Consider the following 26175-nt stretch of genomic DNA (forward strand, 5'->3'; position numbering starts at 1 on the left):
GCGCGCCGCTCACGGGGCGCCCCACCGGCCGCCTCCGGCGTTCAGAAACCGCCCTGTTGGCCCTGAGGGCTGACGCCGGACGCACGACTCGCACTCGCCGAGGCCGCTCAGTCCGTCACCTACACCCTCGACGTCCCCTCGCGGCGAATCGCCCACCACAAGCGTGATCAAACGGACACGCCACGTCAACACCCACTGTCGGGCTTCCTCCCGTATGCGAGGAATCTGATTCAAAAGGCGTGCACCACGACCTGTCTCAGACCGCGTGCACCACAACCCCCGACGGCACGACCGCCTCGGACGCGCACGCGCTGACGGATCCGCGGTCCACCTCGCACCAGATCCGCTTGCCCCCGGTGGACTCCTCCTGCCAGCCCCACCGGTCGGCGAGCCCGTCGACGAGCGCTAGGCCCCGGCCGTTGGTGTCGTCCCCGTCGGCGTCCCGTGGCTGAGGCGCGCGTGAGGAGGAGTCGTCGACTTCGACGCGGACCGTCCCGGAGGGGGCGGGGACGTCGGGCAGCAGCATGCGCAGGACGGCCGGACAGCCCGTGTGCACCACGGCGTTGGTGACCAGTTCGGAGATGAGCAGCACGAGGGTCTCGGCGACCGGCTCGTCCGCCTCTATGCCGCAGACGGCGAGCCGCGACCTGGCCCACCTCCGGGCGCGCCCCACCTCGGCAGGGTCGGCCCCGACCTCCATCTGAACTTGAAGCACCTGCACCGCTCACACCATCCGAATCCGGCGGGACCGCTCGGGTACAGCCTCATGCCACGTCAGGGTCACGGAACGTGATCCCCGTACGGGACAGCATGGTTGACGTACAGTCACCCCAACAAGCGCTTCGGGCATATTCCAGCGCGAAGGAGTACGCGTGCGGCATACTGTGCGACGCGCTTTGCGGGGGCTCGAACACTCGGGCGCAAGACGGCGCCCGACGCTGCGAGCGGTGCACATCGCGGCCCCCGGGGCCACCACTGGGGCGACTCCGGTACGGCTCGGGAGCTTGACCACTCGCACCCCACGGAGCGTACCGGAGCAGGGGCCCGACTCCGTGACGTGACGAGTCGGCTGCGCGACTCAACCCGTTCGTGGTCCCGTTCCGTTACTCAGCGCTGTCGTTCAGGGGAGAGCTGCGGGGCGTCATCCCACTTCGACGAGAAGCTCCGCAAGAAGTTCCGTCAACGCACCCTGCGACACCCACCGCTCCTTGCGCACCCAGGCGCGCTTCAGATGCAGATGGACATCGGCCTCCCACGTGAAGCCCATGCCTCCGTGCACCTGAAGACAGTCCCGGGCGCAGCGCACCGCCGCCTCGTCGGCGAGCAGTTTGGCGCTCGCGATGTCCGCGAGGTCGCCGGTGACGGCCGCCGCGTAGACGGCGGCGCGGGCGAGTTCGGTACGGGCCAGCATCTGGGCGCACAGGTGCTTGACGGCCTGGAAGGAACCGATCGCGGCGCCGAACTGCTCGCGCTCGCCCGCGTATTGGACCGCCATCTCGGTCGTACGGGCCGCGCTGCCGAGCTGTTCGGCGGCGGTGAAGAGGCCGACGAGCGGGTCGCCGGCGGCGGCCGGTTCGTGCAGCCGGTGCAGGGGTGTCAGCGGGTCGACGGAGCGGACGGGGACGGTCGCGCCATCGGTGATCTCCTCTCCGGCCACCGCGTCCGCCGCCTCGTACCACTCGATCAAGGGACCGTCGGCCTGCGTGACGACCACGCTGCCGTCGGCGGCTCCCTTCACCACACCCGCCGCGAGGTGCGTGGCGATCAGCGGTCCGGGGAGCAGGGCGCGGCCCGCCTCCTCGAAGAGCAGCACGGCCTCCGGGGCGCCGAGCCCGACCCCGCCGTCGTCCTCGGGCAGCCGCAGCGCGAAGAAGCCGGCCTCGCCCAGCTCGCGCCACAGCGCGCGGTCGAGCGTGCCCGGCCTCTCGACCGCCGCCCGGAGCGCGTCGCGGTCGAAGCGTCCCGCGAGCAGCTCGCGCATCCCCTGCTGCAACGCCCGCTGATCGTCGGTCAGTTGGAAGTGCACGGCTCACCGGCCCTTCGGGAGGCCGAGGATGCGCTCGGCGATGATGTTCTGCTGGATCTGCGAGGTGCCGGCCGCGATCGTGTACGAGAGGGAGGAGAGCCGGTCGAGCACCCACTCGTGGTCCAGGTCGAGCGCCCCCGCGCCGAGCACCTCGGCGGCCGTGTCGTACAGCTCCTGGCGGGCGTGCGAGTAGCGCAGCTTGAAGACCGAGCCGCCGATGCCGGGGACTCCCCCGGTGGCCTCGGACTCGCTGACGTTCCACTGCGTGAGCCGCCACAGCGCCGCGAACTCGGCGCTGAGCAGGGCGAGTTTGCGCCGCAGCGCCGGGTCGTCCCAGCGGCCGTTCTTCCGGGCCTCGCCGGCGAGCGCGGTGAGCGTACGGCGGCAGGCGACGACCTCGCCGACGAACGCGGTGCCGCGCTCGAAGGAGAGCGTGACCATGGTGACGCGCCAGCCGTCATTCTCCTCTCCGACCCGGTTGGCGACCGGGACGCGCACCTCGTCGAGGAACATCTCGGCGAACTCGGTCGAGCCCGCGAGGGTCCTGAGCGGCCGGATGGTGACGCCCGGCGCGTCCATCGGCATCGCGAGCCACGAGATGCCCCGGTGCTTGGGCGCGGACGGCTCGGTGCGCACCAACAGCTCGCACCAGTCGGCGACTTCGGCGTGCGAGGTCCAGATCTTGAACCCGGTGATCACATACTCGTCGCCGTCGCGCACGGCCTTCGTGCGCAGGGCGGCGAGGTCCGAGCCGGCGTCGGGCTCGCTGAAGCCCTGGCACCAGACCTCGTCGCCGCGCAGGATCGGCGGCAGCCACTGCTGCTTCTGCTGTGCGGTCCCCTCGGCCGCGATGGTCGGCCCCGCGTGCAGCAGGCCCACGAAGTTCGCGCCGACATAGGGCGCGCCCGCCCGCTCCGTCTCCTCCAGGAAGATCAGGTGCTGCGTCGGCGTCGCGCCCTGCCCACCGGCGTCCACGGGCCAGTGCAGTCCCGCGTACCCCGCCTCGTACAGCCGGCGCTGCCAGCCCATGTCGTACGTGCGCCGGCCGGGCCAGTCGTTCGGGTCGGGCTTGGGCGGCAGCGTGGGAAGGACCTGCCCGAGCCACTCCCTGAGCTTGGCCCGGAAGGCCTCTTCCTCCTCCGTATACGTGAGATCCATGGGCTACTTGACTGTCCAGGGGAAGGTGAGCCCCTTGTCGAAGTCGAGGTCGAGCATGCGGATCGCGTTGCCGCGCATCAGCTTGTAGACGGTCTCGTCGTCGAGGCCCTTGACGTGGTCGAGGGCGACTTCCTTGGTGTTGGGGAAGGTCGAGTCGACGTGCGGGTAGTCGGTCTCGAAGGTGGCGTTGTCACGGCCGACGACGTCGAGCGAGGCGACGCCGTGCTTGTCGCGGAAGAAGCAGCAGAAGATCTGCCGGTAGTAGTACGTGGACGGCGGCTCGGGGATGAGGTCCCTGACCCCGCCCCACGCGCGGTGCTCCTCCCACACGTCGTCGGCGCGCTCCAGGGCGTAGGGGATCCAGCCCATCTGGCCTTCGCTGTAGGCGAGTTTGAGCGTCGGGAACTTCACCAGGACCCCGCTGAACAGGAAGTCCATCATCGAGGCCATCGCGTTGTTGAAGCTCAGGCTCGCCTGGACGGCGGGCGGGGCGTCCGGGGACGCTGCGGGCATCTGGGAGCTGGAGCCGATGTGCATGTTCACGACGGTGCCGGTCTCCTGGCAGGCCGCGAAGAACGGGTCCCAGTAGCCGGAGTGGATCGACGGCAGACCGAGGTGGGTGGGGATCTCGGAGAACGTCACGGCCTTCACACCGCGCGCCGCGTTCCGGTGGATCTCGGCGACCGCGAGGTCGATGTCCCACAGCGGGATGATGCAGAGCGGGATCAGGCGGCCGCCCGAGTCACCGCACCACTCCTCCACCATCCAGTCGTTGTACGCGCGCACGCAGGCGAGCGCGACCTCCTTGTCGTGGGCCTCCGCGAAGGTCTGGCCGCAGAAGCGCGGGAAGGTCGGGAAGCACAGGGAGGCCTCGACGTGGTTGATGTCCATGTCCGCGAGGCGCGCCTTGGGGTCCCAGCAGCCGCGCCGCATCTCGGCCCTGGTGATCCCCTCCAGGGTCATCTCGTCGCGGTCGAAGCCGACGGCGGCGATGTTGCGCTTGTACGGGAACTTCAGATCCTCGTAGATCCACCAGTCCGTGGGCGGCCCGTCCGGGTCCATCGTGATCTGGTACTTGCCCGCGACGTAGGCGAGTTCGCCGATTCCGGCGGTGAGCGGCTTGGGCCCGCGGTCCTGGTACTTCTTCGGCAGCCAGGTCTCGAAGAGGTGCGCGGGCTCGATCACATGGTCGTCGACGCTGATGATCCGAGGCAGTTCCATGGGGGTCCCCTCACCCGACGCGCAACGGGCGTCGACTGTTTCTGATGGATCGTCAGATAGAGGCTAGCTCCCGCACCTCTGGACCGACAAGGCGCGGAGACATACGCTCTCGGCAATCTGACAGGTCGTCAGGAATGCGAGTCGCGAGGTTACGGAGGTCCGCCATGAGCGACGCACCATCCACACCGGGAGCGGTCGTACAGGGGGCCGGACTGGACTCGGCGCCCACGTTCTGGGAGCTGATCTGCCGGCGCGCGGCCCGCACGCCGAACCGCCGCGTCCTGATCCAGGCGGAGGCCGACCCGGCCGACGACCGCACCCTGACCTTCGCCGAACTGCGCGACCGCGCCGAGCGGGTCGCGGCCGGCCTGTGGGGCATGGGGATACGGCCCGGCACCGTGGTCGCCTGGCAGCTGCCCACCCGTATCGAAACCGTCCTGCTCTCCGCCGCGCTCGCCCGTATCGGCGCGACACAGACCCCGCTCATCCCCTTCTACCGCGACAAGGAAGTCGGCTTCGCGCTCCGGGAGTCGAAGGCGGAGTTCTTCGCCTCGCCCGGTGTGTGGCGGGACTTCGACCACACAGACATGGCGCGGCGCCTGGGCGCGCGCGGCATCTTCGAGGCGTACGAGACGCTGCCCGACGGCGACCCGCGGATCCTGCCCCCGCCGCCCGCCGAGGGCACCTCGGTGCGCTGGATCTACTGGACCTCGGGCACGACCTCCGACCCCAAGGGCGTGCTGCACACGGACCGTTCACTGATCGCCGGCGGCTCGTGCCTGGCCCACGCGCTCCACCTGTCGCCGGACGACGTGGGCTCCATCGCCTTCCCGTACGCGCACATCGGCGGTCCGGACTACCTCGTCATGCTCTTCCTGTACGGGTTCCCGGCGGTGCTCTTCGAGAAGTTCGCGCTCCCGGGCGCGCTGGACGGATACCGGCGGCACGGTGTGACGACGGCGGGCGGCTCCACGGCCTTCTACTCGATGTTCCTCGCCGAACAGCGCAAGAACCCGGGCGAGAAGCTCATCCCCACCCTCCGCCTGCTCGCGGGCGGCGGCGCGCCCAAGCCGCCGGAGGTCTACCACGCCGTCGTACGCGAGATGGACTGCGCTCTCACGCATGGATACGGGATGACGGAGGTGCCCATGATCACGATGGGCGCGCCCGACGACACGGCCGAGAACCTCGCCACGACGGAGGGCAAACCGCCCGCCGCCATGTCGATCCGCATCACGGACGCGGAGGGCAAGGAGCTGCCGGCGCGCGTGGACGGCGAGGTGCGCCTGAAGGGCGAGGCGGTGTGCCAGGGCTATCTCGACCCGGCCCAGACGGCCGAAGTCTTCGACGCGGACGGGTACTTGATCACGGGCGACCTGGGCCACGTCACGGAGTCGGGCCACCTGGTCCTGACGGGCCGGGCCAAGGACGTGATCATCCGCAAGGGCGAGAACATCTCGGCCAAGGAGATCGAGGACCTGCTGCACCAGCACGCCTCAGTGGGCGACGCGGCGGTGATCGGACTGCCGGACGAGGTGCGCGGCGAACGGGTCTGCGCGGTGATCGAACAGCGCGCGGGAACACCGCGGCTGACCCTCACCGAGCTGACGGACTATCTGCGTGCGGAGGGCCTCTCGGTCCACAAGCTGCCGGAGCAGCTGGAGGTGGTGGACGCGCTGCCGCGTAATGAGACCTTGCGGAAGGTCCTCAAGTACAAGCTGCGGGAGCGGTTTGGCAACTAGCCGCTACCCAGCCCCTGCGGCGCTTGAGCAGATCTCTCAGCCCCTCCGGCGTTTGAGGAGATCCGAACGGAGTTCGGATGCGGGGGCAAGGGGCGAAGCCCCGAACCCCCGCCTATCCGCACCCAAAAGACCTACGCGTCCGGCGCCGGAGTCGTGAAGTACGAGGCGAACGCCGCGAGAAGCTGCTCCTCCGAGGGGATCCGGCCCGTCCCGGCCGGATCCAGCGCGGCCGCCGCCACAGGGACCACATCCGGTGCGACACCGAGCACCCGCAGCACCCGCGACGCATCCGCCACGGTCACGCCCTGCCCGTCGCCGTCGGCGACCGCCACCACGGCCCGCAGGAACGGCCGGGCGATCTCGGCGAACCGCTGCGGGCTGTCCCGCAGCCGCTTCACGGCGCCGGTGACGAACTCCTCGCGCGTCACCCGCTGATCCCCGTCCACATCCGCGATCCCGGCCATCCCCTGCCAGAACGCCTCCGCACCGATGTACAGCGCCTGCCCCTTGTCGCAGCGCGCCGTCACACCGAACTCGGCGAGCAGGGCCTTGGCCGCGGAGGAGAAGTCCTCGCGGTCGATATAGCCGTTGCCGTCCTGGTCGAAGCTGGCGAAGCGGGCGGCAATCCTGCGCTCGTACTCTGCGCTCTCCATCTCGGCTGCCTCACTCGAAATTCGTCGGGATGCGGTTGCTTGTGACGTACGACCTGGGGAGCAATCGCCAGGTCGTAAGGGAGCGTACGTCGCCGTTCGCCCACTGGCCCGGAAAAGTTCGCCTCCGTATCAGGACTGATGAGAATCTGCGACAACCCGCTGCAGGCTGTGCGCGCATGATCGACTGTGCGTGTGGAAGCTGTTGCGAGTGTCATAGCCGTCGTCGGCACGCTCCTTGGTGTCGGCGTCAGTCAGTTGTTCCAGCAGCGCGCGCTGGCGCGTACGGAGCGGTTCGCCCAGACGGAGCGGCTGCGGCAGGAAAGGCTGCAGGTGTACAGCGCGTACGCCGGGGCCCTGTTCAACTATCTGCGGGCGCAGATGGACCGGTGGCTTCTCGACCATGAGCAGCGGGAGTTCGACGCGACCAAGGCCGGTCTGAAGGCCCGTTCCTTCGACCAGCGCGGTCAGGTGAACGAGGCGCTGTACCGCGTACGGCTCGTCACCGACCGTCCGGAGCTTGCACAGTTCGCGCAGACGGCGCTGGACAAGGTGGCCCGCATCCCCGGCGCGGCGGACCGGGAGGAGTACACCGCGGCGTACCGCGCGGCGGAGGAGGCCATCGACGGGTTCGTCGCGTTGGCGAAGGAGCACGTGTAGGCGGCGTACGGCGTGGTGCCGTCACGCAGACAGCGGCTGGGCCGAGTCGTCGGAGGCGGAGGCGGCGTCGGGGTAGACCTCGAAGAGGCGGCGTACGCCGAGGGCCGCGAGGACGCGGTTGACGTGGGAGCCGTCCTCCGCGCCGCGCGCCGGCAGGATCAGGCGAAGGCGGCCGGAGCAGGAGCGCAGGAGACGGCGGGACGCGATCAGGACGCCTACGCCGGAGGAGTCGCAGAAGAGGACCTCGGACAGATCGAGCACGACATTGCGCCGGCCGTCGGCGACGGCGTCGTGGACACGCTGGCGCAGGGTCGGTGAGGTCACCAGGTCCATCTCACCGCTGACCTGGATGACGGCCCAGCCGCCCCGTTCCGCCTCGGTCACTTTGAGCGCCACGCCATGCCTCTCGCTCGCAGACTCGTCTCGGGGGCCCGGGCCCGTACAACCTCGGACAGCTGCGGGCCCCGAAGATCCGGAAGCAGATCCTTCGCTTCCTGCTCCTCCGGCTGCCCCGCAGTTTCCTGCTGAAACACAGGAAAGGCCTATCACAAATCGCCGGATTCGATCTATCTGGATCGACTTCGATCGGGTTCGTTCAGTTGCTCTGAGCAAAGGAAGGTGACGCATTCGTTACCATCCCGGGCCGGGCCGCGGGCGCACATTGCCGTAAAGGGGCGTACGCGGGCCGCGCCGCGGACTACATTCGAAGCTCAGGGAAGCAAGGCGGAGGGGGCCTGATGGCGAAGGACGCACCACCCCGCTGGGACCGCAGGATGCAACAGCGGCTCGCGCGCGGGGAGGCCGCGGCGCTCGGCGAGCTCTACGACCGCTTCGCCTCGCTCGTCCACAGCCTCGCCCATCGCGTGCTCGACGACGAGGAAGCCGCCGACCGGGTCACCCGCGAGGTCTTCGCCCACGTCTGGGAGAACCCCGAGTCGTACGAGCCCAAGCAGGGCTCGATGCGCTCCTGGATCGCCGCGCTCGCCCACCGCCAGGCCGTGCAGCGGCTGCGCAAGGAAGGCGCGGCCGCGCTCGCCGAAGGCGGCGAGGGCAGCGCCGAGGAACTCGAACGCAAGGTGCGCGAGGCATCGGCGGCCGCGCGCGCCGACTACATCGTCACGTCGATGCCGGCGCCGCTGCGGGCCGCGCTCGAGCTCGCGTACTTCCAGCGCCGCGACTACCGCCAGACCGCGGCCGACCTCGGCGTCACCGAGGACGAGGCGCGGCGCAGGCTGCGGCTCGGCCTGCAGCTCCTGTCGTCGGCCAACGACCAGAAGCGCAACGGCGGCAGCAGTCCCTGGCGGCACGGGTACGGGAGAGCGACATGAATCCCGATCCGTTCGGTCCGGGCGACGGCCGCCCGGAGGACGACGGACTCCCGGGCGCCCCGGCGCGGATACCGGCTCCGCGCGAGTCGCTCGAGGACAGCGGCCGTCCGCTGCCCGAACCCGAGGCGCCGCCGATTCCGGCCCTGGACCACGACGTACTGAAGTCGCTGCTCGGCGCCTGGGCGCTCGCGGCCTGCGCACCCGACGAAGCGGCCGCGGTCGAACTCCACCTGGGCATCTGCGGCCCCTGCGCCGACGAGGCGCTGCGGCTGCGGGACGCGGTGGGACTGCTGCAGCCGGAGGAGAGTCTCGACCTCGATCCGGGCCTGCGCTCACGCGTGCTCGCGGGCTGTCTCGACCGGCGGCCGCCGCGGATTCCCGTACCGGACTGGGCCGCCCCGTACGACGCGGAGACGGCGCGGCTCGACGCGCTGCTCCAGGACATCGGCGACGGCGAGTGGCATGCCCCCGTACGGCTGAAGTGGTACGACGGCGGCAGCGACCGGCCCGTGAACCGGCGCACGACCGTCGCCGGCGTGATCGCGCATCTGCTGACCGTCGACGGTCTGGTCGCGGTCGCGCTCGGTCTGGAGGACCCGCTCGGCGAGCTGACGCCCGACGAGGCGACGCCGTGGGCGCGTACGGAGACGTACTGGAAGGCCTCGCACTTCCCGCCCACGCGCACGGTGCGGATGCCGTGGCGCGAGCAGTCGCACGCGCTGGTGCGGACGGTGTCGTTCGCGGGCGGTGGATCCGGCCAACTCTCGGTGCCGTACGGGACGTTCAGCCTGCCGCTGCGCGACTCGCTGATCGACAGAGCCTTCGAGTGCTGGGTGCACGCCGGGGACATCGCGGACGCGGTGGACTACCCGTACGAGCCGCCGGCGCCACGCCATCTCAACCGCATGATCGACCTCGCGGCCAGAATGCTGCCCTCGGCCCTGGCCGACCGCCGACGCGAAGGCCTCGCCGCGCCCGCCAAGGGTCTGGTCCGTGCCGGCTCGCCCGGCCGCAGTCTGCGCCTGGAGGTCGAGGGCCTGGGCGGCGGCGAGTGGCTGATCGCCCTGGACTCCCCCGGCGCGGTGGGCTCCGCGGAGCACGAGGTGGCGCATGTCGCCCTGGACGGCGTGGAGTTCTGCCGGCTCGCGGCGGGCCATGTCCTGCCGGAGGAGGCGGCGGCGGGGCAGGACGGGGACCGGGAGGCGATCCGTGACGTGCTGTCGGCGGCGGCGTCCTTGAGCCGGATGTAGGGCGCGGGGCGGCTGAACTCGCGCTCTGTGTACGGCTGTTCAACTGCCCGTACGGTTCCTCCGCAGCCTGTCAGGTCTCCTGCCGCGCATACGGCTGTTCTGCGGTGCGTACGGCTGTCCTGCGATGCATACGACTGTTCCGCAGCGCGTCAGTTCTTCTGCAGCGTGCGGGTGACCCCGGCGATGAGGGCTGTCGTCAGGATCCAGCCGAAGGCGATCAGCACGTACGCCAGCCCCTGCAGGCCGCCGTCCGACCAGCACCAGGCGGCGCGCTGCCCCAGGCCGCCGATGGGGATCAACAGGTCGAGGGAGTAGACGAAGGGCTGGAACGGGCTGCCTTCGCCCGGTTTCACCGGGTGCGGCGATCCGGTGCCGAAGGCCAGCGTGCTCAGCAGGGTCAGGGCGATGAGCCAGATCCCGGCCAGCCAGGGCCGGTAGCCGTAGCCGACCGTCACGTCGAGCAGGTGCCCCCAGACGCGGCCGGCCAAGGGCAGCGTGCGGCGGCGCCGGCGCTGTTTGACGAGGAGGACGCGGCGGGCCTCGTCGTCGTGGCCCGCCTGCCGGTACCAGCTCGCCAACTGCTCATAGGGGCGCCCGGGCTGCGGGCTGTCCACGCAAGCCGGTGCACCACGGAGTCGCGGGGATCCGGCGCGCCTGCCACGCCGCTCATCTCGACGGACCCGTAGACGAAGCCGTCCAGTTCCACCACGTCCGGCCAGCTGCCGAAGCTGTCGCGGAGTGCGGAGGCCCGGGTGCCGCGCAGCCGTATGGCCCCCTTGGCGAGGAAGCCGTCGGAGACGTCGAAGGTCGAGATCACCGCGTTGTCCAGGGTGAGGACCGCTCCGCTCGGGCCCGGCTCCAGGAACCGGGCGCCTTCGAGGAGCAGCCCGCCCGGCAACTGCGCGCCGGGCAGCCGTATTTCACCGCGGGTGACGAACCCGTCCCGGCCGAACACGCCGCCTTCCATGGCCAGGCCGCCGGCCGACACTGCGGTGCCGCCGGGGGCCATGATCTGCGCCCCGTTGAGGAGCAGCGCGCCGCTCACCCGGGCGTCGGCGAGCGACAGTGCCGTGCTCACCTCGTTGAACGGGGAGTACGCCAGCGGCTCCACCACGGTGCGCCGCAGATCGAAGTTCCCCTCGACGCGGACCGAATCGGCCTCGATGCCGGGCACCCGGCTGCCCGTCACGACGAGCATCCGGGCCGAGGCCCCGAGGAGGTCGAGCGAGTCCTCGAACCAGCAGTCCTCGATCCACAGCGGGTGCTCGATCTGCGCGCCGGCCAGCGCGAGACGCCCGGAGATCCGCGCCCCGGCGAGCCGCAGACAGGCGACCGCACCCGGCTGCGCGGGACGGGCGCCCAGCAGAAGCGCCGCGACGACCTCGGCGCGCACCGTCCGCCCGGGACCCCACCGCCCGCCTTCGGCGACCCGGTCGTCCTCGGGCGTCCCGGTGCGCAGGTCCACCTGGCGACCCTCGGGGAACGCGTCCCACAGTGCGCGTTCCGGTGAGGTCAACTCGTCGTAGGAGAACACGCGTTCAGCCTAGTGATCTCCGTTGGACCGCGGGCCCGGTCAGGACGGCGGGGTGCGAGGGTGATGGAGACGACGGCGCGGCGGAGGCGAGCAGCAGTCGGGGATCGCGGGGATCACCCTGCGGCGTGCTCCCGTTCGGCGATCCGGGCCAGCTTCGTCAGCATCATGCCGTTGCGGACCCTGACGAGGTAGTCGACGGGCATGCCGTGCATCCGGCTGCCGGGGCCCCGGATGGGGTGCCAGTCGAGGATGAAGAGCGTGTTCCCGCCCCACGGGATCAGCTTCATGGCGATACGGGCCGAACCGAACTGTCCGGCCTGCGCCTCGAGTTCGAGGCGGCGCAGCGGTTCGCAGACGCGGACCGTGCAGGTGTCGTCGAGGGTCACCGGACCCATGCCCACCCGGACGGTGAGCTGGGCACCGACGTCCGGCCAGTGCGGGTCGGCGGCCAGGACCTCCTGGGTCCCGGTGACCCACTCCCCGTACCGCCGGCCGCTGGACAGCAGGTCCCAGACCTCCGGCGGCGAGCTCGGGATCAGACAGCGATTGCGGGCCATGTGACGCTCCTCAGTAGCGCAGGACGCAGGCGATGCGGCTCGTGTCCGACAGGGTGCCGTCGGGGACGAAGCGCACTTCCGCCCCGGTCTCCAGGGTCTGCTCGACGAGCTCGTCCACGAGGTCCTCGCGCGCGTCGAGGTCGGTGGGCTCGGCCGGTTCCAGATGGTCGAGGTAGTCGCGTACGACGGCACGGAAGTGTTCCTCCACCACGAGGAGCCGGATCCGGCCGTCCCACACGGCATGCGCGACCTCGTCGAGGCCGCCCGCGAACTCCCGCCGGCCGCGGGCCGCGTCGAGTTCCGCGACGGCCGCCGCCCGGTCCGCCGCCGCCCGCTCGGCCCGCAGCGGCTCCACCGCCCGCCACACCCGGGGCGCCGGCCCCGCCGCCAGGCCCTCCTGCCGTACGGCCGTCGTGTCCTTGCCCGGCGGGCCGAGCTCCTCCAGTACGGAGAGGGCCGCGGCCCCGCCGGCCACGTACAGCGGGCGGGGGGACCAGGCGAGCACCACGCGCGCCGCCTCGTGCGCCTGCCGCAGGAACCGGCGGGCCGCCTCGTCGCGGAAGGTGCTCGGCAGATCGCCGATGCGTTCCTTGCGCTCCGCGTCGGGGTCCTCCAGGCTCCGCGCCAGCGGAAAACCGTCCCCGGTGTGCTCCGTGACCTGCTCGCCCTCGCCGTCCCACAGCGAGACCCGGTCCGCCGCCACGGCAAGGACCCAGAAGGGACGCGCGGCCGCCCGGGCCGCGACGAGGTTGCGGGTGAGGAAGGTGTCGGAGAGCACCACGCGCTCCGGCACCGCACGGGCCACGGACCAGGCATGGTGCTCGCCGGGCGCCGCGTAGATCACGAGGCCCTCCCGGGCGCGGCCGGGATCGACTTCCCGTACGGCCTGTTCCAGCTGGTCCAGGACGTCCGCGCGCCGTTCGCGGGTCACGGCCGGGTCGGCGTGGAGCAGGTCGCGGGCCCGGGCCAGGAGATTGCGCAGCCGTACGGGGTCCTGGGCGTTGTCGGGCGCTCGGCGGTGGGTCGGCATGAGCAGGGACACGGCCGGATACGGGCGCGGCTGGCGCAGCTTGGCCGTCGCCTCGCTGCTGTGGAAGGGGTCCATGGGGGCTGCCTTCAGAAGGCGACGGGTTCGCGGATGATCGGGCAGGTCATGCAGTGGCCGCCGCCGCGGCCCCGGCCCAGTTCCGCGCCGACGATGGTGATGACCTCGACCCCGGCCTTGCGCAGCAGGGTGTTGGTCTGGGTGTTGCGGTCGTAGGTGAAGACGACGCCCGGTTCGAGGGCGACCGCGTTGTTGCCGCTGTCCCACTGCTGGCGCTCGGAGGCGTAGACGTCGCCGCCCGTCTCGATGACCTGGAGTCCCGGCAGCCCCAGGCCTTTGGCGACCACGTCGACGAAGGGGGTGGTGCCCTCGTCGGTGATGTCGAGGCCCGGCGCCTTGTCGCTCGGCCGCAGCGAGAAGGTGTGCACCGAGTCCATGATCTTCGGGTAGAGCGTGACGATGTCCCGGTCGGCGAAGGTGAACACGGTGTCGAGGTGCATCGCGGCCCGGAGCTTGGGCATGCCGGCGACGATGACGTGCTCGGCGGCCTCTTGCTCGAACAGGGCCTTGGCCACCTGGGTGACGGCCCTCGAACGTGGCCTGCCCCCAGTCGGCTTCGGGATCGCCCCACCACACGCGTGAGCCCACGAAGTCCGGGTGGAACCGGTAGACCGCCTTCATCAGGAGGGTCTCGTCATGGCGCGCGGGCCAGTACAGCGGATTGAGGGTGAGGCCGCCGTACAGCCAGCAGGTGGTGTCTCGGGTGTAGAGGGTGTTGGGCAGCGGAGGCATCAAGTACTCGCGTACGCCGGTCGATTCGCGCGCGAGGGATACGTACCCGGAGCGGTACTCGTCCGGCAGGTCGGTGGTGGCGAGGCCGCCGATCAGGTACTCGGCGAGCTGCCGCGGTTCCAGGGTCTCCAGGAAGGCACGGGTGTCGTCGATGAGGCCGACGCCGACCTGGTTGGGCACGATCTTCCGGTCGAGCAGCCAGGACCTCGCCTCGGGGAGTGCCATGGTCTGCGCGAGCAGTTCGTGCAGTTCGACGACCTCCACGCCGCGCCGGCGCAGCTTGTTGACGAAGTCGGCGTGGTCGCGCTGGGCGTTCTCCACCCACATCACGTCGTCGAAGAGCAGGTCGTCGGAGTTGGTCGGGGTCAGCCTGCGGTGCGCGAGCCCCGGGGCGCAGACGAGGACCTTGTGCAGACGCCCCACCTCGGAGTGGACGCCGTAGGCCTGGGACGGAGTGCTCGGACCGGTCATGGTGACCTCTCTGGGACAGGGGCGGTACGGGAACAAGAGGCGGACGTCAGAGGCTGATCCAGCCCGCGGCCAGCGCGATGACGCCGATGACCGCGCCGATGACGGAGACGGCGAGGATGACGAGTTCACGGGGCGAGAAGAGGCGTCGGCCCTGCTCGCGGCGGGCCATCACGAAGAGGATCGTGGCCGGTGCGTAGAGGATGAAGGACATCAGCAGGAACCGCAGTCCGGCCGCATAGAGCATGAACGCCGTGTACAGCAACGCGATGCTCGCCATGGTGAGTTCGCGGTGCGAGGTCCTGCCGCCGCCGGCCGTGAGGGGGTCGGTGCGCGTGCCGATCTTCACCGCGAACGCGGCGGCAAGGAGATACGGGATGAGCGACAGGGCGCTGGTGAGGTCGAGCGCGAAGTTGAACGCGTCGTCCGAGAACGCGGTGACGACCAGGACGATCTGCGAGAGCGCCGTGGTCATGATCAGCGCGGGCACGGGCACGTCGGCGTGGTTGGCGCGCCCCAGGAAGCGGGGCATGTCCTCGTCCTTGGCGGCCACGTACAGGACCTCGGCCGACATCAGCGTCCAGGCCAGGTAGGCGCCGAGCACGGAGACGATCAGGCCGACGCTGATGAACACCTTGCCCCAGGTGCCGACCGCCGCCTCCAGCGCTCCCGCCATGGACGGCTGGCGCAGCTCGGCGATCTGCTCCATCGGCATGATCCCGTACGAGACGACCACGACGGACGCGAAGACGGCGAAGACGCTGAGGAAGCCGAGGATGGTCGCGCGGCCCACGTCCGAGCGCTTCTTGGCGTGCCGCGAGTAGACGCTCGCGCCCTCCACGCCGAGGAATACGAAGACGGTGGCCAGCATGGTGCCGCGGACCTGGCTGAACAGGGAGCCGGCGTAGTCGGCGCCGCCCCAGTTGTCCGCGAACACCTGGGGGTCGAAGTAGAACAGCGCCAGGACGACGAAGACCAGGATGGGCACGATCTTCGCCACGGTCACGATCTTGTTGATCGCCGCGGCTTCCTTCACGCCCCGCCGGATCATGAAGTAGAACGCCCACAGGCCGGCCGAGGAGAGCACGATGGCCAGTGCGGTGTCGCCGTCGCCCAGGGCGGGCCAGATCGCGCCCACCGTGGACATGATCAGCACCCAGTACGTCACGTTGCCGACGCAGGCGCTGGCCCAGTAGCCGAACGCGGAGAAGAACCCGAGGTACTCGCCGAATCCGGCCTTCGCGTAGGCGTAGACGCCCGCGTCCAGGTCGGGGCGGCGCACGGCCAGGGACTGGAAGACGTAGGCGAGCATCAGCATGCCGGTGCCCGCGATGGCCCAGGCGATCAGCGCGCCCGCCACGCCGGTCTGCTCGGCGAAGCGCCGCGGCAGCGAGAACACCCCGGCGCCGACCATGGAGCCGATCACCATCGTGGTCAGGGTGAACAGCGACAGCTTCACGGCCGCGGACGACTGCGTACCCGCTCCGTCGGTGACCTGAGACATGGCGACCTTCCCGGCACGGAAAACCCGTATTCACACTTTTGCCGCAATTGCCGGTGATGGCATCTTTTGGGGTGTGAGGGCCGAGAATTCTGGGGTGTGAGGGCCGAGATTTCTGGGGACGTGAGGACCGGAAAGGCCCGGCTCTACGGAACCAGGGCGGGCTCAGCCGTGCCCACCACCACGCGCGCGTCCCACTCCTCGTCCTCGACCACCCGCGCGGACAGGCCCGCGCCCATGAACGCCTGCACGGCGAGTGGGACCTGGGCTTCCGTGGCCTCGATCAGGACGTGGCCGCCCGGGGCCAGCCACCGGGTCGCGTCCGCGGCCACGCGGCGGGCCACCGCGAGGCCGTCGTCGCCGCCGTCGAGGGCCGTCAGGGGCTCGTGGTCGCGGGCCTCGGACGGCAGGAACGGGATGTCCGCGGTGCGCACGTACGGGACGTTCGCGGCCAGGATCGCCACGCGTCCGCGCAGGTCAGCGGGGAGGGCCGAGAACAGGTCGCCCTCGTGCACACGTGCGGACGGCAGATTGCGCCGGGCGCAGGCCACCGCCGCCGGGTCGATGTCGGCCGCGTGCAGATCGCAGGAGGGCAGGGCGGCCGCGAGGGCCGCACCGACCGCGCCCGAGCCGCAGCAGAGGTCCACGACCACCGGGGGCGCGGGGTTCGAGGAGCTTGCCGCGAGCGGCAGCCCCGCCGCCACCGAGACCAGGAACTCCGTACGGCGGCGCGGGACGAAGACGCCCGGGTCGAGGAGGATGCGCAGGCCCCCGAACTCCGCCCAGCCGACGACCTGTTCAAGGGGTTCGCCCGTAACGCGGCGCACCACCATGTCCTCCAGTACGGCGCCGGGCGCGGAGGCCGCCTCGAGCAGCAGCTCGGCCTCCTCCTCCGCGAACACACAGCCCGCCGCCCGCAGGCGCGCGGCCAGGAGCGTCACCGATTCCGTGTGCGTCGCACCGGAGTTGCCTTTCCCCATGACCGCACCCTACGTGACCATGACCTGGGCCTCCGCCCGCCGATATCCTGAGCCCCATGGGGACATCCCGGCGCAGCCTCAACTCCACGCCAGGGCAGGAGAGTTGGCGCGTCCGGCTGTTCCGGGCCGCGGAGCGGACCGAGCCGCTGGGCGCCGGTGTGCTGGTGCACCCGCGATACGTGGTGAGCTGCGCGCAGGTCGTCCTGCCGGACGGTTCGCCTGCCGTGCGGCCGTACGAGGACCTGTACGCCGACTTCCCCGGCGCACCCGGGCCGGACCCCGCCGAGCCCGTCCGCGCACGCGTCGTCGACGGCCGGCTGATCCCGCCGCGCCCCGGGCGCGGCGGGGACCTCGTCCTGCTCGAACTGGAGGAGGAGCCCGCGGCCGGGGTGCGGCCCGCCCGGCTGCACCGGCAGATCCCGGCCCGCGGCGCACCCGTCCAGGTCACCGGGTACCCCTGCGACCTGCTCGGCGGCGAGCTCACCGAGACAGTACTGCTCGGCCTCGGCGATCCGGAGAGCCTGGCGGGCGCGGGCAAACCGGCGGACGCGCACCGGCCCGCGTCCGGCTGGGTCGCGCTCGACACCGCCGACGTGTCCATCCGGGAGGGCTACAGCGGCGCGGGCGTCGTGCACGCCCGCTCAGGGCGGGTGATCGGGCTGCTCACGCGCCGGCTCGGGCGGCGCGGCACCGCGCACCCGGCCGACCGGCTCGACCACGCCTCGCTGATCCCGACGGAGACCGTCCAGCGCGAGCTGGGGCTCGAGGAGCTGGGGATCACGGTCACGGGCGTCCGTGCCGTCGCGGGCGACATCGCCCGGCCCGTCCGGGCCTCGGCGGGCGAGCAGCCCGACCCGGGCCTGCGCCGCCGGCTCGTGCGCTGGCTGGACGGCGAGATGGACGCGCTGCCGGTCGAGGTGGTGTTCGTACGGGAGGGCAGGACCGGCGATCTGGACACGCTGCGCGGGACGCTCCTCGCGGCCGACCGGGAGCAGCAGTCCCGGCCGCCCGAGGAGACGGCGGGCGAGGGCCCGCTGACCGGCGCGATCGACTTCGCGGTCGATGCGACCACCCGTACCGTCTCCCACCTGATCCACCGGTTCGCCGAACGAGCCGGGATCGACACCGGGCCCGCCTCCCCTGACGAGCGCGTTCACGACGAGCGCCTGCTCTCCCGTATCGCCGCCGACTGCCCCGGCATGACCGCCGCCTTCCTCTTCCCCGACGACTGCTCCTCCGCCCCCGAGGACGTGCTCGCGCTGCTGCTCGCCGTACGGGCCCGTCGGCAGGCACGGCTGCTGCTCGCGTTCCGCGATCCACGGGCTCCGCTGCTGCGTCTGCTGTACGAGCAAATGCTCGGCCGCGAGTGGCCGGCCGCCGTCGGCGAGCGGATCGAGCAGCGCCTGCACGAGCTGCGCCGGGTGCGGCAGCGGGTCTCCGAGCGCACCCACGAGACCCGCCCGGACGACGCGGAAGAACTCCTCGGGCGCCTGGACCGGCACCGGCGTGCGGCGCTGAGCGATCCGCTGCGGGCGGTGTACGACCTCTATTTGCTCGAACTCGACGTGGAGAACCGGCTGTTGGCGCTCCGCGCCCGCGAGGCCCGGCTCGCGGCCCCTCTGGAGATCAGCATCGAGCCGCCGGGCGAGGGTCTGGAGGAGCTGCCGCGGGTGCAGGTGCGCGGGCCGCGGCTGACCGGCCCGGCGCCGCGCAGCACACCGCGGCCGCGCTCCGAACCCCCGGGCCGCGAACCGCGGTTCGTGGAGCCGGAGGAGCAGTACCACGTGGTGGGCAGGCTCGCGAGCGGCAGCTACGGGCAGGTGTATCTCGCGCACGACCGCGCGCTGCTCAACCGCCTCGTCGCGCTCAAGCGGCACAACCCGCGGGACGACTACGCCGCCGAACAGGCCGCCGCCGAGCGCGTACGTCTGGTCGACCTCAACCACCCGTTCATCGTGAAGGTGCACAACGCGATCCTGGACAAGGACGGCGGGGGGCCGCTGCTCGTCATGGAGTTCGCCGACGGGCTCGCCCTGGAGAACATCCGGCAGCGGATGCTGCGCCGCGAGCCGCCGTTCCACGACGAGCGGGTCTTCGAGTTCATCGCCGTGTACGGGGTGCGGATCCTGGACGCGCTGCAGTACCTGCACACCGTGAAGGAGCTCGTCTACGGCGATCTGTCGCTCAACAACGTGCTGCACTGCGGCGACACCATCAAACTCATCGACGTCGCGGCGGTACGCGACTTCGGCGAGGCCGGGCCCTGCACGGTCAACCCGCCGGAGGCACGCGGCGAGGGCCGGATGGGTCCGCCCGGCGATCTGTACTGCCTCGGGGACGTCCTGCGCAACCTCCTGGAGGCCGCACCGGCGGTGCAGGGCCTCGGCGCGCGTTCGCTGCGACTCACGATCGCGCGCGCCATGCGCCGCGACCCGGCGGAACGCTTCGCTTCCGCCGAAGAGATGGCCGGACAACTCCACGCGGTATTACGGGAGTTGCGCTCCTTGCGCCTCAACGAGGAGACCTTCGCACCCTCCCTGCACTTCGGTCCGGTGGCCGACACTCTGGACGGCGGCCTCGGCTCCGCACCGCCCCTGGAGCAGTGGGCCGACGGCGGCTCGCACAAACGCCTCCTCGGCCCGCAGCCCCCGCCCGCCCCCGCGGACGCCGCCGCGGACCTGCCGCCGCCGCACCCCGACCGCAACGACCCCAACTGGAAGCGGCTGCAGCGCATCGCGTACAACGACCCGAAGGGTCTGCTCGGCCGGATCGCCCGCTGGGATCCCACCCCCGAACTGCTGCTCCTGCACTGCCGGCTGCACATCCACCAGGCCCGCGCCGCCCGCAACACCCTCGCCCTGCCGCATGAGAGCGAGGACCCCCGCGAGCGGCCCCGCAGCCCGCTCGACGAGCTCGTCCACCAACTCGAGGCGGCCCAGGAGGCGTTGCGCGAGGCCGGCCGTCTGATCGGCGCGCCGCGCGCCGCGCACGACTGGCGCATCCCCTGGCACGAGGGCCTCCTGCACCTCGCGCACCAGCGCGTGGAACGGGCCCGCCCGCTGTTCACCCAGGTGTACGAGGACATCCCCGGCGAGTACGCGCCGAAGCTGGCCCTCGGCTACTGCCACGAACACCTCGGACAGGCCGGACAGGCCAAGGAGTTCTACCGCTCGGTGTGGTGCCGCAACCACGCGCAGGGCAGCGCCGCGTTCGGCCTGGCCCGGATGCATCTGGCCGACCGGCTGCCGCGCGAGGCGGTCGTCGCGCTCGAAGGCGTGCCGCCCGACTCGCGCCACCGCACGGCCGCGCGCACCGCGCTCGTACGGATCCACGCGGGCCTGCACGACCGGCAACCGGCGCCCACGCTCGGGGAGTTCACACTGGCGTTCTCGGCGCTGCGCCGGCTCGTCGAGTACGAAGGGCTCACCGACACGGCGGCCGAGGAGCGGCTCCGTACGGATCTGCTCGAGCTGCTCGTGCTCGTGGTCGACACGGCACGGCGCACGGGCACCGACCCCTGGTCGGAGCTCGCGGGGCGGCTCCCGGTCGACCTCGACCGGGATCTGCCGGCGGCGCTGCGGGTGCCGCGCACGCAGGAGCAGCTCCTGCTGCGGCTTTCCGACAGCTACCGGCGTCTGGCCCGGCAGGTACCGCGCACGGGGCGCGCCGCGGACGACGCGCTGATCGAGGCGCTCCTCGACAACGCGCACCGGGTACGGCCGACCCGCGTGCGGCACCGGGCCGAAGGAGCGGGACCCCGGCTGCCCCGGTGGCTGTCCGGCGGGCGGGAGGCGGACGGATGAGGCCCCGCCGCCTCGGCGCGGTCGGCCGCCGGCTGCGCGTACGGGCGACGTGGCTCGATCCGCGGCGGTCGGTGCCCGCGCTGTGGAAGTGGGCCTGCGGTGAGCCGTACCGTACGCAACGGCCGCGGCGCACACCGGAGTTCCTGCGCGAACGCAGGGTCCTGGTGCCGGCCCTCGCGCTCCTGCTGTTCGCGCTCACGGCGGGCGCGTACTTCGATGTGCACGGCCGCACCGACCAGGTGCGCAACCGGCTCACGCCCGCGCTGACCGGTCTCGCCGAGGCGCGGGTGCAGTTGCACAAGGCGCAGGACGAGGCGGTCCGCCGCTTCGGACCCTTCGACCGGGAGACCGTGTCCGAGCAGCCGGGCCAGGTGGCGATCGGGGAGCTCTACGAGACGCTCCTGAGCCGGGCCGGACGGGCCCTGGACGGGGCGGGCCGGTCCGGAGCGCTCGACGCACGGCAGACCCAGCAACTCGGCATCGTCCAGGGCCTCGTACGGTCCTACAGCAAGGCGATCTCGATGGCCGACCAGAACCGCGAGAACCCCGGGATGCGCAAGGCGGGCGTCAACTACGGGGCCGACATCCTGTGCGACAGGGCCGAGAAGACGCTGCAGTGCACACCGCTCACGGCCCAGCACGGCGAACCCATCGCGCTGCTCGGCCGGATCGCCGCACTCGAAGCGGAGCTGCGGCAGGAGACCCGCGACCAGCCGGCCGCCCTCACCCCGCTGCTGCTCGCGCTCCTGACGCTGCCGGCCGCCGCGCTGCTCGCCGTCGTCCTTGCGGGCACCCTGCGGTTCTGCCGCCTCCGGCTGCGGCTGATCAGCGCTCCGCTGTGGGCGCTGCTCGGACTCGCCGCCGCGGTGTACGGGCTGCTCGCCGCGGGCGCCCTGGAGGAGCACGCCGCGCAGCGGGACGTGCGGACGCAGGTACAAGACCTGTCCGGCAGCGCACCGGAGCAACTGGCCGGCCGGGGCGGGGAGATCACGGACACCCTCGACGAGGCGGGCCCGGTGGGCTGGGCGCAGACGGCACGGATCGCCCTGGGCGTGGGCACGGCGGGCGCGGTGTCCGCGGGGCTCGCGCTGTACAGCTACGGACTCGGATATCCGTCGGCGGGGAGGCGGGCAGGCGCATGAGGGCCGACCACGAAGGACGCCGCAGGAGGACCGGCGGCCGGGCGGCGCGGCTGCTGCGGGCCGCGGCCGGCGCCGCGCTCTGCGTCGTGACCACGCTGTCCGCGGGTGCCTGCACGGGCTCCGAGGACCCTACGGTCACCGTTCTCGGGCCCTGGACGGACGGCGAGGAGAAGCCGTTCGTGGCGGCCCTGAAGGAGATCGAGAAGCGCACGGGCGTCCACTACTTCTACTCCGGCACCCGTTCCCTGCGCGACACCCTCGTGGCCCAGCTGCAGGCCGGCGCACCCCCGGACGTCGCGATCCTCAACAGCCTCGGCGAGCTGACCGACTACGCCCGCAACGGCTCCGCGCACCCGCTGCCCGACGACATCGCCGACCGGGCCATCAAGCCCTGGGCCCCCGATGTCACGGTGCGGGTCGAGGGCGAGGAGCAGCTGACCCGGCGGGCGTACTGGGCGCCGGTGCGCATCGACCTCAAGGGGATCGTGTGGCACCGGCCCGACGACCGCTCGGAGAAGCCGGCGCCCTGGTGTCTCGGCATGAGCTCCGGCGCGACCTCGGGCTGGCCCGGCACCGACTGGATCGAGGACCTGCTCCTACGGCGCCAGGGCCCCGATGTCTACCAGCGGTGGGCGCTCGGCGACGCGTCGGTGCCGTGGACCGGCAAGGAGGTGCGGCAGGCCTGGCAGGACTGGGGGAAGCTGCTGCCCCGGGGCGCCAAGGGATCCAAGGGGGAGAAGCAGCGCCGGGCGGCGCTCACCCGCTCCTTCGAAGCCGGCTCCGGACTGCTCAACTCCCAGGAGGGCTGCCGCCTCGAACACCAGGGCTCGTTCATACGGCGCCACTACGACGACACGTATCAGCCGGCCCCGACACCCCGGTTCGTGTCCTCCGTCGGCCAGAAGCACACGGACACCTACGAGGTCTCCGGGGACATGGCCGCGGTGTTCGCGCCGGGCGACGAGGCCTGGGAGCTGGTCCGCGAGCTCACCGGACCGAAGGCCCGCACGGCCTGGGCCGCATCGGCCGAGAGCGAGGGCGAGCGTCCGCTGTTCCCCGGGGCGGTGGGCGTCGCGCCGCGCAGGGGCGGTGCGACGGCCCAGGTGGAGAACCTCTTCTACAAGGCCGAGAGGATCTGCTTCGACGCCTCGGACGCGATGCCGCCGTCCCTGCGCGACGCGTTCCAGCGGGCCGCGCTCGAGTTCCTGGCGAAGCCCGACGAGCGCACGCTCGACGCGCTGCTCCAGGGCCTGGAACGGGAGGCCCGGCTGCAGCGCGCCGACGATGCGTTCGTCCTCGACGACCTCTGCGACAAGCCTCCGCCGGACCCGTACGAGAACTCGTGAGCCGAAAGCGGTCAGCCGAAGACGACCGTGCGCCGCCCGTTCAGGAGGATCCGGTGCTCCGCGTGCCACTTCACCGCGCGCGCGAGCGCCTGGCACTCCACGTCACGGCCGATCGCGACCAGCTGCTCGGGAGTGACCTCGTGGCCGACCCGCTCGACCTCCTGCTCGATGATCGGGCCCTCGTCGAGGTCGGCGGTCACATAGTGCGCCGTGGCGCCGATCAGCTTCACACCGCGGGCGTGCGCCTGGTGGTACGGCTTCGCGCCCTTGAAGCTCGGCAGGAAGGAGTGGTGGATGTTGATGATCCGGCCGCTGAGCTGCTTGCACAGGTCGTCGGAGAGCACCTGCATGTAGCGGGCGAGGACGACGAGCTCGACGTTCTCCTCGCGCACGAGCTCGAGCAGCCGCGCCTCGGCCTCGGCCTTCGTGTCCTTGGTCACCGGGATGTGGTGGAAGGGCACGCCGTAGGAGGCGACCAGCTCCGCGAAGTCGGTGTGGTTGGAGACCACCGCGGCGATCTCCACCGGGAGCGCGCCGGTCCGGGCGCGGAACAGCAGATCGTTCAGGCAGTGGCCGAACTTCGACACCATCAGGACGATCCGCATCCGGTCCTCGGCCCGGTGCAGCTGCCAGTCCATCTGGAAGGAGTCGCCGACCGCCGCGAACGAAGCGCGCAGCTTCTCCAGGGTGACGGGCGCCTCGGCCGAGAAGTGCACCCGCATGAAGAACAGGCCGGTGTCACGGTCGCCGAACTGCTGGCTGTCCTCGATGTTGCAGCCCGTCATGAAGAGATACGACGAGACGGCATGCACGATGCCCTGCTTGTCGGGACACGACAGGGTCAGGACGTACTGGTCGGAAACGGACGCGGGCTGCTCAGTCATCCCCGCAGGATCCCATACGCGGGCCGCTGGACGGTTCCGCGTATCGCCGATCGGACGCGCCTCGGCTCCGGGCGCTCGCCGCGTCCGGAGCGCGCACGTCAGGCCGAGCGCGTCATGATCCGCAGCACCTCGAGGGTGCGCGGCGCGGCGTCCGGATCGTCCCCGTCGCTCTGGGCCATGCGGACGTGCGCGTCGCGCGCCGCCCGTACGGCCTCGGGCCAGCCGTGGTGCTCGAGGTAGGTCTGCACCGGCGCGTCGGGGCCGACCTGGTGCATGATCCGCAGGACCCGGAGCACCGCGGTGTCGACCAGGGCGGCCTCCTGCGGGTCACGGAAGATCGTGCCCACGTACTTCTCGGCGGACCAGTTGTCGAGCCAGGTGTCCTCGACCAGGCGGTACACGGCGTCGGTGACGTCCCCGTACTCCTCGCGTCCGGCCAGCCAGCACTCCTGCTGGAAGACGGGGTCGGAGATCATGTGCAGCGCCGAGCGCACATTGCTGCGCCAGCGCCACCATGGCATGTCGTTCAGAGGCATGCCGCCCATGGTGGAGGAGCGGCGGCCGCGACGGGAAGACTTCTCCGAGCTTTGCACGGTTGCCGATCGTACGTTCTTCGCTCCGGTGATCCCTTTGGCCCCCCATGTTCACCTCGAAGTCACTTTCCGTTGAGGCAAGTTCACTCAAAGATTCGGAACGTGACGTAACAGTGCGTGTCCATGACCAATCGGCTGCGTGCCCTGCCCACCGTCCGCCGCTCGCCCCTGCCGTCCCGCGCCCTCCGCTCACCGGGCCGCCGCACCTCCCTCGGCCTGGCCCTGGCCGTGACCGCCACCCTTGCCACCGGCTGCGGTGCGCTACCCGGCCTCTCGTCCGAGACACAGGGCCCGGTCACGGTGATGACCTGGGCGCCCGAGAACACCAAGGGCACGAACGCGCCCGGCGTACCGGCGATGGCCAAGGCGTACGCGCGCTGGGTCAACGAAAACGGCGGGCTCGGCGGGCGCGACCTCGAGGTGATCACCTGCAACGAGCAGAACGACGTGAGCGGCGCGGCCGACTGCGCACGCAAGGCGGTCGATGCCGAGGTGGTGGCCGTGGTGGGCTCGTACAGCCAGTACGGGCAGTCGTTCCTGTCCACCCTGGAGGCGGACGGCATCCCGTTCATCGGGGGCTTCGGGCTCACCGAGGACGAGTTCACCAGCCCGCTCTCGTACCCCGTCAACGGCGGGCAGGTGGCGCTGATGGCGGGCAACGGGGAGCAGCTCGCCGAGCACTGCGCCAAGGTCTCCCTCGTGCGCCCGGACACCATCGCCGGCGACGACCTGCCCGAGCTGCTCGACTTCTCGCTGAAGCGGGCGGGGCGGCCCAAGGCCACGGACATCCGCGCGGGCGAGGACGCCAACGACTTCACGAAGCAGGCCGAACGGGCCCTGGCCGAGGCGGGCGCACCCGCGACGCTGGCGACCACGCTGGGCGTCGAGGGCGCGCGCGAGCAGGCCCGCAAGGGGTGTGTGACGGCGGCGCTCGGCGACCAGACGACCACGTTCTTCGACTCGCTGCGCCGCGTGCGCGAGGACTTCCAGGACGTACGGATCGGCTCCGTGCTCGGCTCGCTCGACCAGACCGCGATCAACCGCGGCGGCGGCAAGTCCGGTGTGTACGAAGGCGCGTACGTCACCGGCTGGTACCCGGCGGCGGGCGATCAGCGCTGGGCGCCCATGCGCAAGGTGATCACCGAACAGGCCTTCAACGACAACCGCATCGACCCTGCGGACGCGAGCGTCCAGAACACGTGGATCGCGTACACGGTCCTCAAGCAGGTCGTCGAGTCCCTGGGCGAGGGCGCGGTGAACGCGGACTCGGTCACGCGCGCCCTGAACGACGGGATCCGCGTGAAGACCGGCGGCCTGACCCCGACGCTGAGCTGGCGCTTCGAGGACACGATCGCGGTCCGCGACTACCCCCGCATGGTCAACGCCCACGTCTGGTTCCAGCAGGTGCGCTCCGGCCAGCTCACGGCAGTGGGCCGCGAGCCGGTGGACATGACGGACACGCTGGAGCAGACGATCTGACACCCAGCCCCTGCGG

General features: G+C 71.5%; 20 protein-coding genes and 2 pseudogenes. 8 read left to right on the top strand and 14 right to left on the bottom strand.

The features are described 5' to 3' along the window. Positions 1-256: 256 nt before the first annotated feature. From H9Y04_RS28095 to H9Y04_RS28110, 4 genes are all read right to left on the bottom strand, one after another. Positions 257-721: an ATP-binding protein gene (locus H9Y04_RS28095; protein ID WP_187816863.1), complete on the bottom strand. Its 465-nt coding sequence runs from the start codon at positions 719-721 to the stop codon at positions 257-259. Between the two features lie 420 nt (positions 722-1141). Next, entirely contained in the window at positions 1142-2026 is an 885-nt protein-coding gene (locus H9Y04_RS28100; RefSeq protein ID WP_187816864.1) for an acyl-CoA dehydrogenase family protein, read from the bottom strand. Positions 2027-2029: 3 nt separating this feature from the next. Beyond that, a complete protein-coding gene (locus tag H9Y04_RS28105; protein WP_187816865.1) occupies positions 2030-3184 on the bottom strand; it encodes an acyl-CoA dehydrogenase in 1155 nt (384 codons plus the stop codon). A 3-nt stretch (positions 3185-3187) separates the two neighbouring features. After that, positions 3188-4405 (bottom strand): amidohydrolase family protein, encoded by a 1218-nt coding sequence (locus H9Y04_RS28110; protein WP_187816866.1) that lies wholly within the window; start codon positions 4403-4405, stop codon positions 3188-3190. A gap of 164 nt (positions 4406-4569) precedes the next feature. On the opposite strand from H9Y04_RS28110, the gene H9Y04_RS28115 reads away from it, so the two are divergent. Beyond that, complete coding sequence (locus H9Y04_RS28115; protein ID WP_187816867.1) at positions 4570-6147, top strand: class I adenylate-forming enzyme family protein; 1578 nt, start codon at positions 4570-4572, stop codon at positions 6145-6147. Between the two features lie 131 nt (positions 6148-6278). On the opposite strand, the gene H9Y04_RS28120 is transcribed toward H9Y04_RS28115, so the two are convergent. Further along, positions 6279-6800, bottom strand: coding sequence for an EF-hand domain-containing protein (locus H9Y04_RS28120; protein WP_187816868.1), 522 nt, complete (start codon positions 6798-6800; stop codon positions 6279-6281). A gap of 192 nt (positions 6801-6992) precedes the next feature. Between H9Y04_RS28120 and kilB the strand changes: the two genes are divergently transcribed. After that, on the top strand, positions 6993-7457 hold the full coding sequence (gene kilB, locus H9Y04_RS28125; protein ID WP_187816869.1) for a plasmid transfer protein KilB: 465 nt from the start codon (positions 6993-6995) through the stop codon (positions 7455-7457). Between the two features lie 21 nt (positions 7458-7478). On the opposite strand, the gene H9Y04_RS28130 is transcribed toward kilB, so the two are convergent. Further along, positions 7479-7853: an STAS domain-containing protein gene (locus H9Y04_RS28130; RefSeq protein ID WP_187816870.1), complete on the bottom strand. Its 375-nt coding sequence runs from the start codon at positions 7851-7853 to the stop codon at positions 7479-7481. Positions 7854-8194: 341 nt separating this feature from the next. On the opposite strand from H9Y04_RS28130, the gene H9Y04_RS28135 reads away from it, so the two are divergent. Together H9Y04_RS28135 and H9Y04_RS28140 are read left to right on the top strand one after the other, a co-directional pair. Next, on the top strand, positions 8195-8785 hold the full coding sequence (locus H9Y04_RS28135) for a sigma-70 family RNA polymerase sigma factor (RefSeq protein WP_187816871.1): 591 nt from the start codon (positions 8195-8197) through the stop codon (positions 8783-8785). After that, the gene (locus tag H9Y04_RS28140) at positions 8782-10035 is read left to right on the top strand and encodes a maleylpyruvate isomerase mycothiol-dependent enzyme family protein (RefSeq protein WP_187816872.1); all 1254 of its coding nucleotides are present in this window, start codon (positions 8782-8784) and stop codon (positions 10033-10035) included. The genes H9Y04_RS28135 and H9Y04_RS28140 overlap by 4 nt, the downstream gene beginning before the upstream one ends. Before the next feature lie 149 nt (positions 10036-10184). On the opposite strand, the pseudogene H9Y04_RS28145 reads toward H9Y04_RS28140, so the two are convergent. From H9Y04_RS28145 to H9Y04_RS28170, 6 genes and pseudogenes are all read right to left on the bottom strand, one after another. Beyond that, positions 10185-11569, bottom strand: a pseudogene (locus H9Y04_RS28145) (oxidoreductase). Positions 11570-11682: 113 nt separating this feature from the next. Beyond that, positions 11683-12126 (bottom strand): SRPBCC family protein, encoded by a 444-nt coding sequence (locus H9Y04_RS28150; RefSeq protein ID WP_187816873.1) that lies wholly within the window; start codon positions 12124-12126, stop codon positions 11683-11685. A gap of 10 nt (positions 12127-12136) precedes the next feature. Then, positions 12137-13231, bottom strand: a complete 1095-nt coding sequence (locus H9Y04_RS28155; RefSeq protein ID WP_187816874.1) for a baeRF3 domain-containing protein — start codon at positions 13229-13231, stop codon at positions 12137-12139. A gap of 11 nt (positions 13232-13242) precedes the next feature. Next, positions 13243-14434, bottom strand: a pseudogene (locus tag H9Y04_RS28160) (arginine deiminase). 46 nt (positions 14435-14480) lie between these two features. After that, entirely contained in the window at positions 14481-15935 is a 1455-nt protein-coding gene (locus H9Y04_RS28165; RefSeq protein ID WP_187816875.1) for a basic amino acid/polyamine antiporter, read from the bottom strand. 143 nt (positions 15936-16078) lie between these two features. Continuing rightward, positions 16079-16912, bottom strand: coding sequence for a putative protein N(5)-glutamine methyltransferase (locus tag H9Y04_RS28170; RefSeq protein WP_187816876.1), 834 nt, complete (start codon positions 16910-16912; stop codon positions 16079-16081). A gap of 56 nt (positions 16913-16968) precedes the next feature. Between H9Y04_RS28170 and H9Y04_RS28175 the strand changes: the two genes are divergently transcribed. The 3 genes from H9Y04_RS28175 to H9Y04_RS28185 are packed head-to-tail and all read left to right on the top strand — an operon-like array spanning position 16969 to position 23203. Next, on the top strand, positions 16969-20715 hold the full coding sequence (locus tag H9Y04_RS28175) for a tetratricopeptide repeat protein (RefSeq protein ID WP_187816877.1): 3747 nt from the start codon (positions 16969-16971) through the stop codon (positions 20713-20715). After that, positions 20712-21857, top strand: coding sequence for a hypothetical protein (locus H9Y04_RS28180; RefSeq protein WP_187816878.1), 1146 nt, complete (start codon positions 20712-20714; stop codon positions 21855-21857). Before H9Y04_RS28175 ends, H9Y04_RS28180 begins: the two co-directional genes overlap by 4 nt. Further along, positions 21854-23203, top strand: a complete 1350-nt coding sequence (locus H9Y04_RS28185; protein ID WP_236071567.1) for an extracellular solute-binding protein — start codon at positions 21854-21856, stop codon at positions 23201-23203. The genes H9Y04_RS28180 and H9Y04_RS28185 overlap by 4 nt, the downstream gene beginning before the upstream one ends. Positions 23204-23214: 11 nt before the next feature. On the opposite strand, the gene purU is transcribed toward H9Y04_RS28185, so the two are convergent. Both purU and H9Y04_RS28195 read right to left on the bottom strand, forming a co-directional pair. Further along, positions 23215-24087 (bottom strand): formyltetrahydrofolate deformylase, encoded by an 873-nt coding sequence (purU, locus tag H9Y04_RS28190; protein WP_187816879.1) that lies wholly within the window; start codon positions 24085-24087, stop codon positions 23215-23217. A 98-nt stretch (positions 24088-24185) separates the two neighbouring features. Further along, the gene (locus H9Y04_RS28195) at positions 24186-24632 is read right to left on the bottom strand and encodes an SCO4402 family protein (RefSeq protein ID WP_187817079.1); all 447 of its coding nucleotides are present in this window, start codon (positions 24630-24632) and stop codon (positions 24186-24188) included. A gap of 171 nt (positions 24633-24803) precedes the next feature. Here H9Y04_RS28195 and H9Y04_RS28200 point away from each other — a divergent pair, with 171 nt between their 5' ends. Further along, the gene (locus tag H9Y04_RS28200) at positions 24804-26159 is read left to right on the top strand and encodes an ABC transporter substrate-binding protein (RefSeq protein WP_187816880.1); all 1356 of its coding nucleotides are present in this window, start codon (positions 24804-24806) and stop codon (positions 26157-26159) included. Positions 26160-26175: the final 16 nt, after the last annotated feature.

The sequence above is a fragment of the Streptomyces polyasparticus genome (genome assembly GCF_014493765.1).
Classification (GTDB): domain Bacteria; phylum Actinomycetota; class Actinomycetes; order Streptomycetales; family Streptomycetaceae; genus Streptomyces; species Streptomyces polyasparticus.

Coding starts and splice junctions, on each gene's coding strand:
- H9Y04_RS28105 (WP_187816865.1), bottom strand. CDS start 3,184: ATGGATCTCACGTATACGGAGGAGGAAGAGGCCTTCCGGGCCAAGCTC.
- H9Y04_RS28110 (WP_187816866.1), bottom strand. CDS start 4,405: ATGGAACTGCCTCGGATCATCAGCGTCGACGACCATGTGATCGAGCCC.
- H9Y04_RS28115 (WP_187816867.1), top strand. CDS start 4,570: ATGAGCGACGCACCATCCACACCGGGAGCGGTCGTACAGGGGGCCGGA.
- H9Y04_RS28120 (WP_187816868.1), bottom strand. CDS start 6,800: ATGGAGAGCGCAGAGTACGAGCGCAGGATTGCCGCCCGCTTCGCCAGC.
- H9Y04_RS28135 (WP_187816871.1), top strand. CDS start 8,195: ATGGCGAAGGACGCACCACCCCGCTGGGACCGCAGGATGCAACAGCGG.
- H9Y04_RS28140 (WP_187816872.1), top strand. CDS start 8,782: ATGAATCCCGATCCGTTCGGTCCGGGCGACGGCCGCCCGGAGGACGAC.
- H9Y04_RS28150 (WP_187816873.1), bottom strand. CDS start 12,126: ATGGCCCGCAATCGCTGTCTGATCCCGAGCTCGCCGCCGGAGGTCTGG.
- H9Y04_RS28155 (WP_187816874.1), bottom strand. CDS start 13,231: ATGGACCCCTTCCACAGCAGCGAGGCGACGGCCAAGCTGCGCCAGCCG.
- H9Y04_RS28165 (WP_187816875.1), bottom strand. CDS start 15,935: ATGTCTCAGGTCACCGACGGAGCGGGTACGCAGTCGTCCGCGGCCGTG.
- H9Y04_RS28170 (WP_187816876.1), bottom strand. CDS start 16,912: ATGGGGAAAGGCAACTCCGGTGCGACGCACACGGAATCGGTGACGCTC.
- H9Y04_RS28175 (WP_187816877.1), top strand. CDS start 16,969: ATGGGGACATCCCGGCGCAGCCTCAACTCCACGCCAGGGCAGGAGAGT.
- H9Y04_RS28180 (WP_187816878.1), top strand. CDS start 20,712: ATGAGGCCCCGCCGCCTCGGCGCGGTCGGCCGCCGGCTGCGCGTACGG.
- H9Y04_RS28185 (WP_236071567.1), top strand. CDS start 21,854: ATGAGGGCCGACCACGAAGGACGCCGCAGGAGGACCGGCGGCCGGGCG.
- purU (WP_187816879.1), bottom strand. CDS start 24,087: ATGACTGAGCAGCCCGCGTCCGTTTCCGACCAGTACGTCCTGACCCTG.
- H9Y04_RS28195 (WP_187817079.1), bottom strand. CDS start 24,632: ATGGGCGGCATGCCTCTGAACGACATGCCATGGTGGCGCTGGCGCAGC.
- H9Y04_RS28200 (WP_187816880.1), top strand. CDS start 24,804: ATGACCAATCGGCTGCGTGCCCTGCCCACCGTCCGCCGCTCGCCCCTG.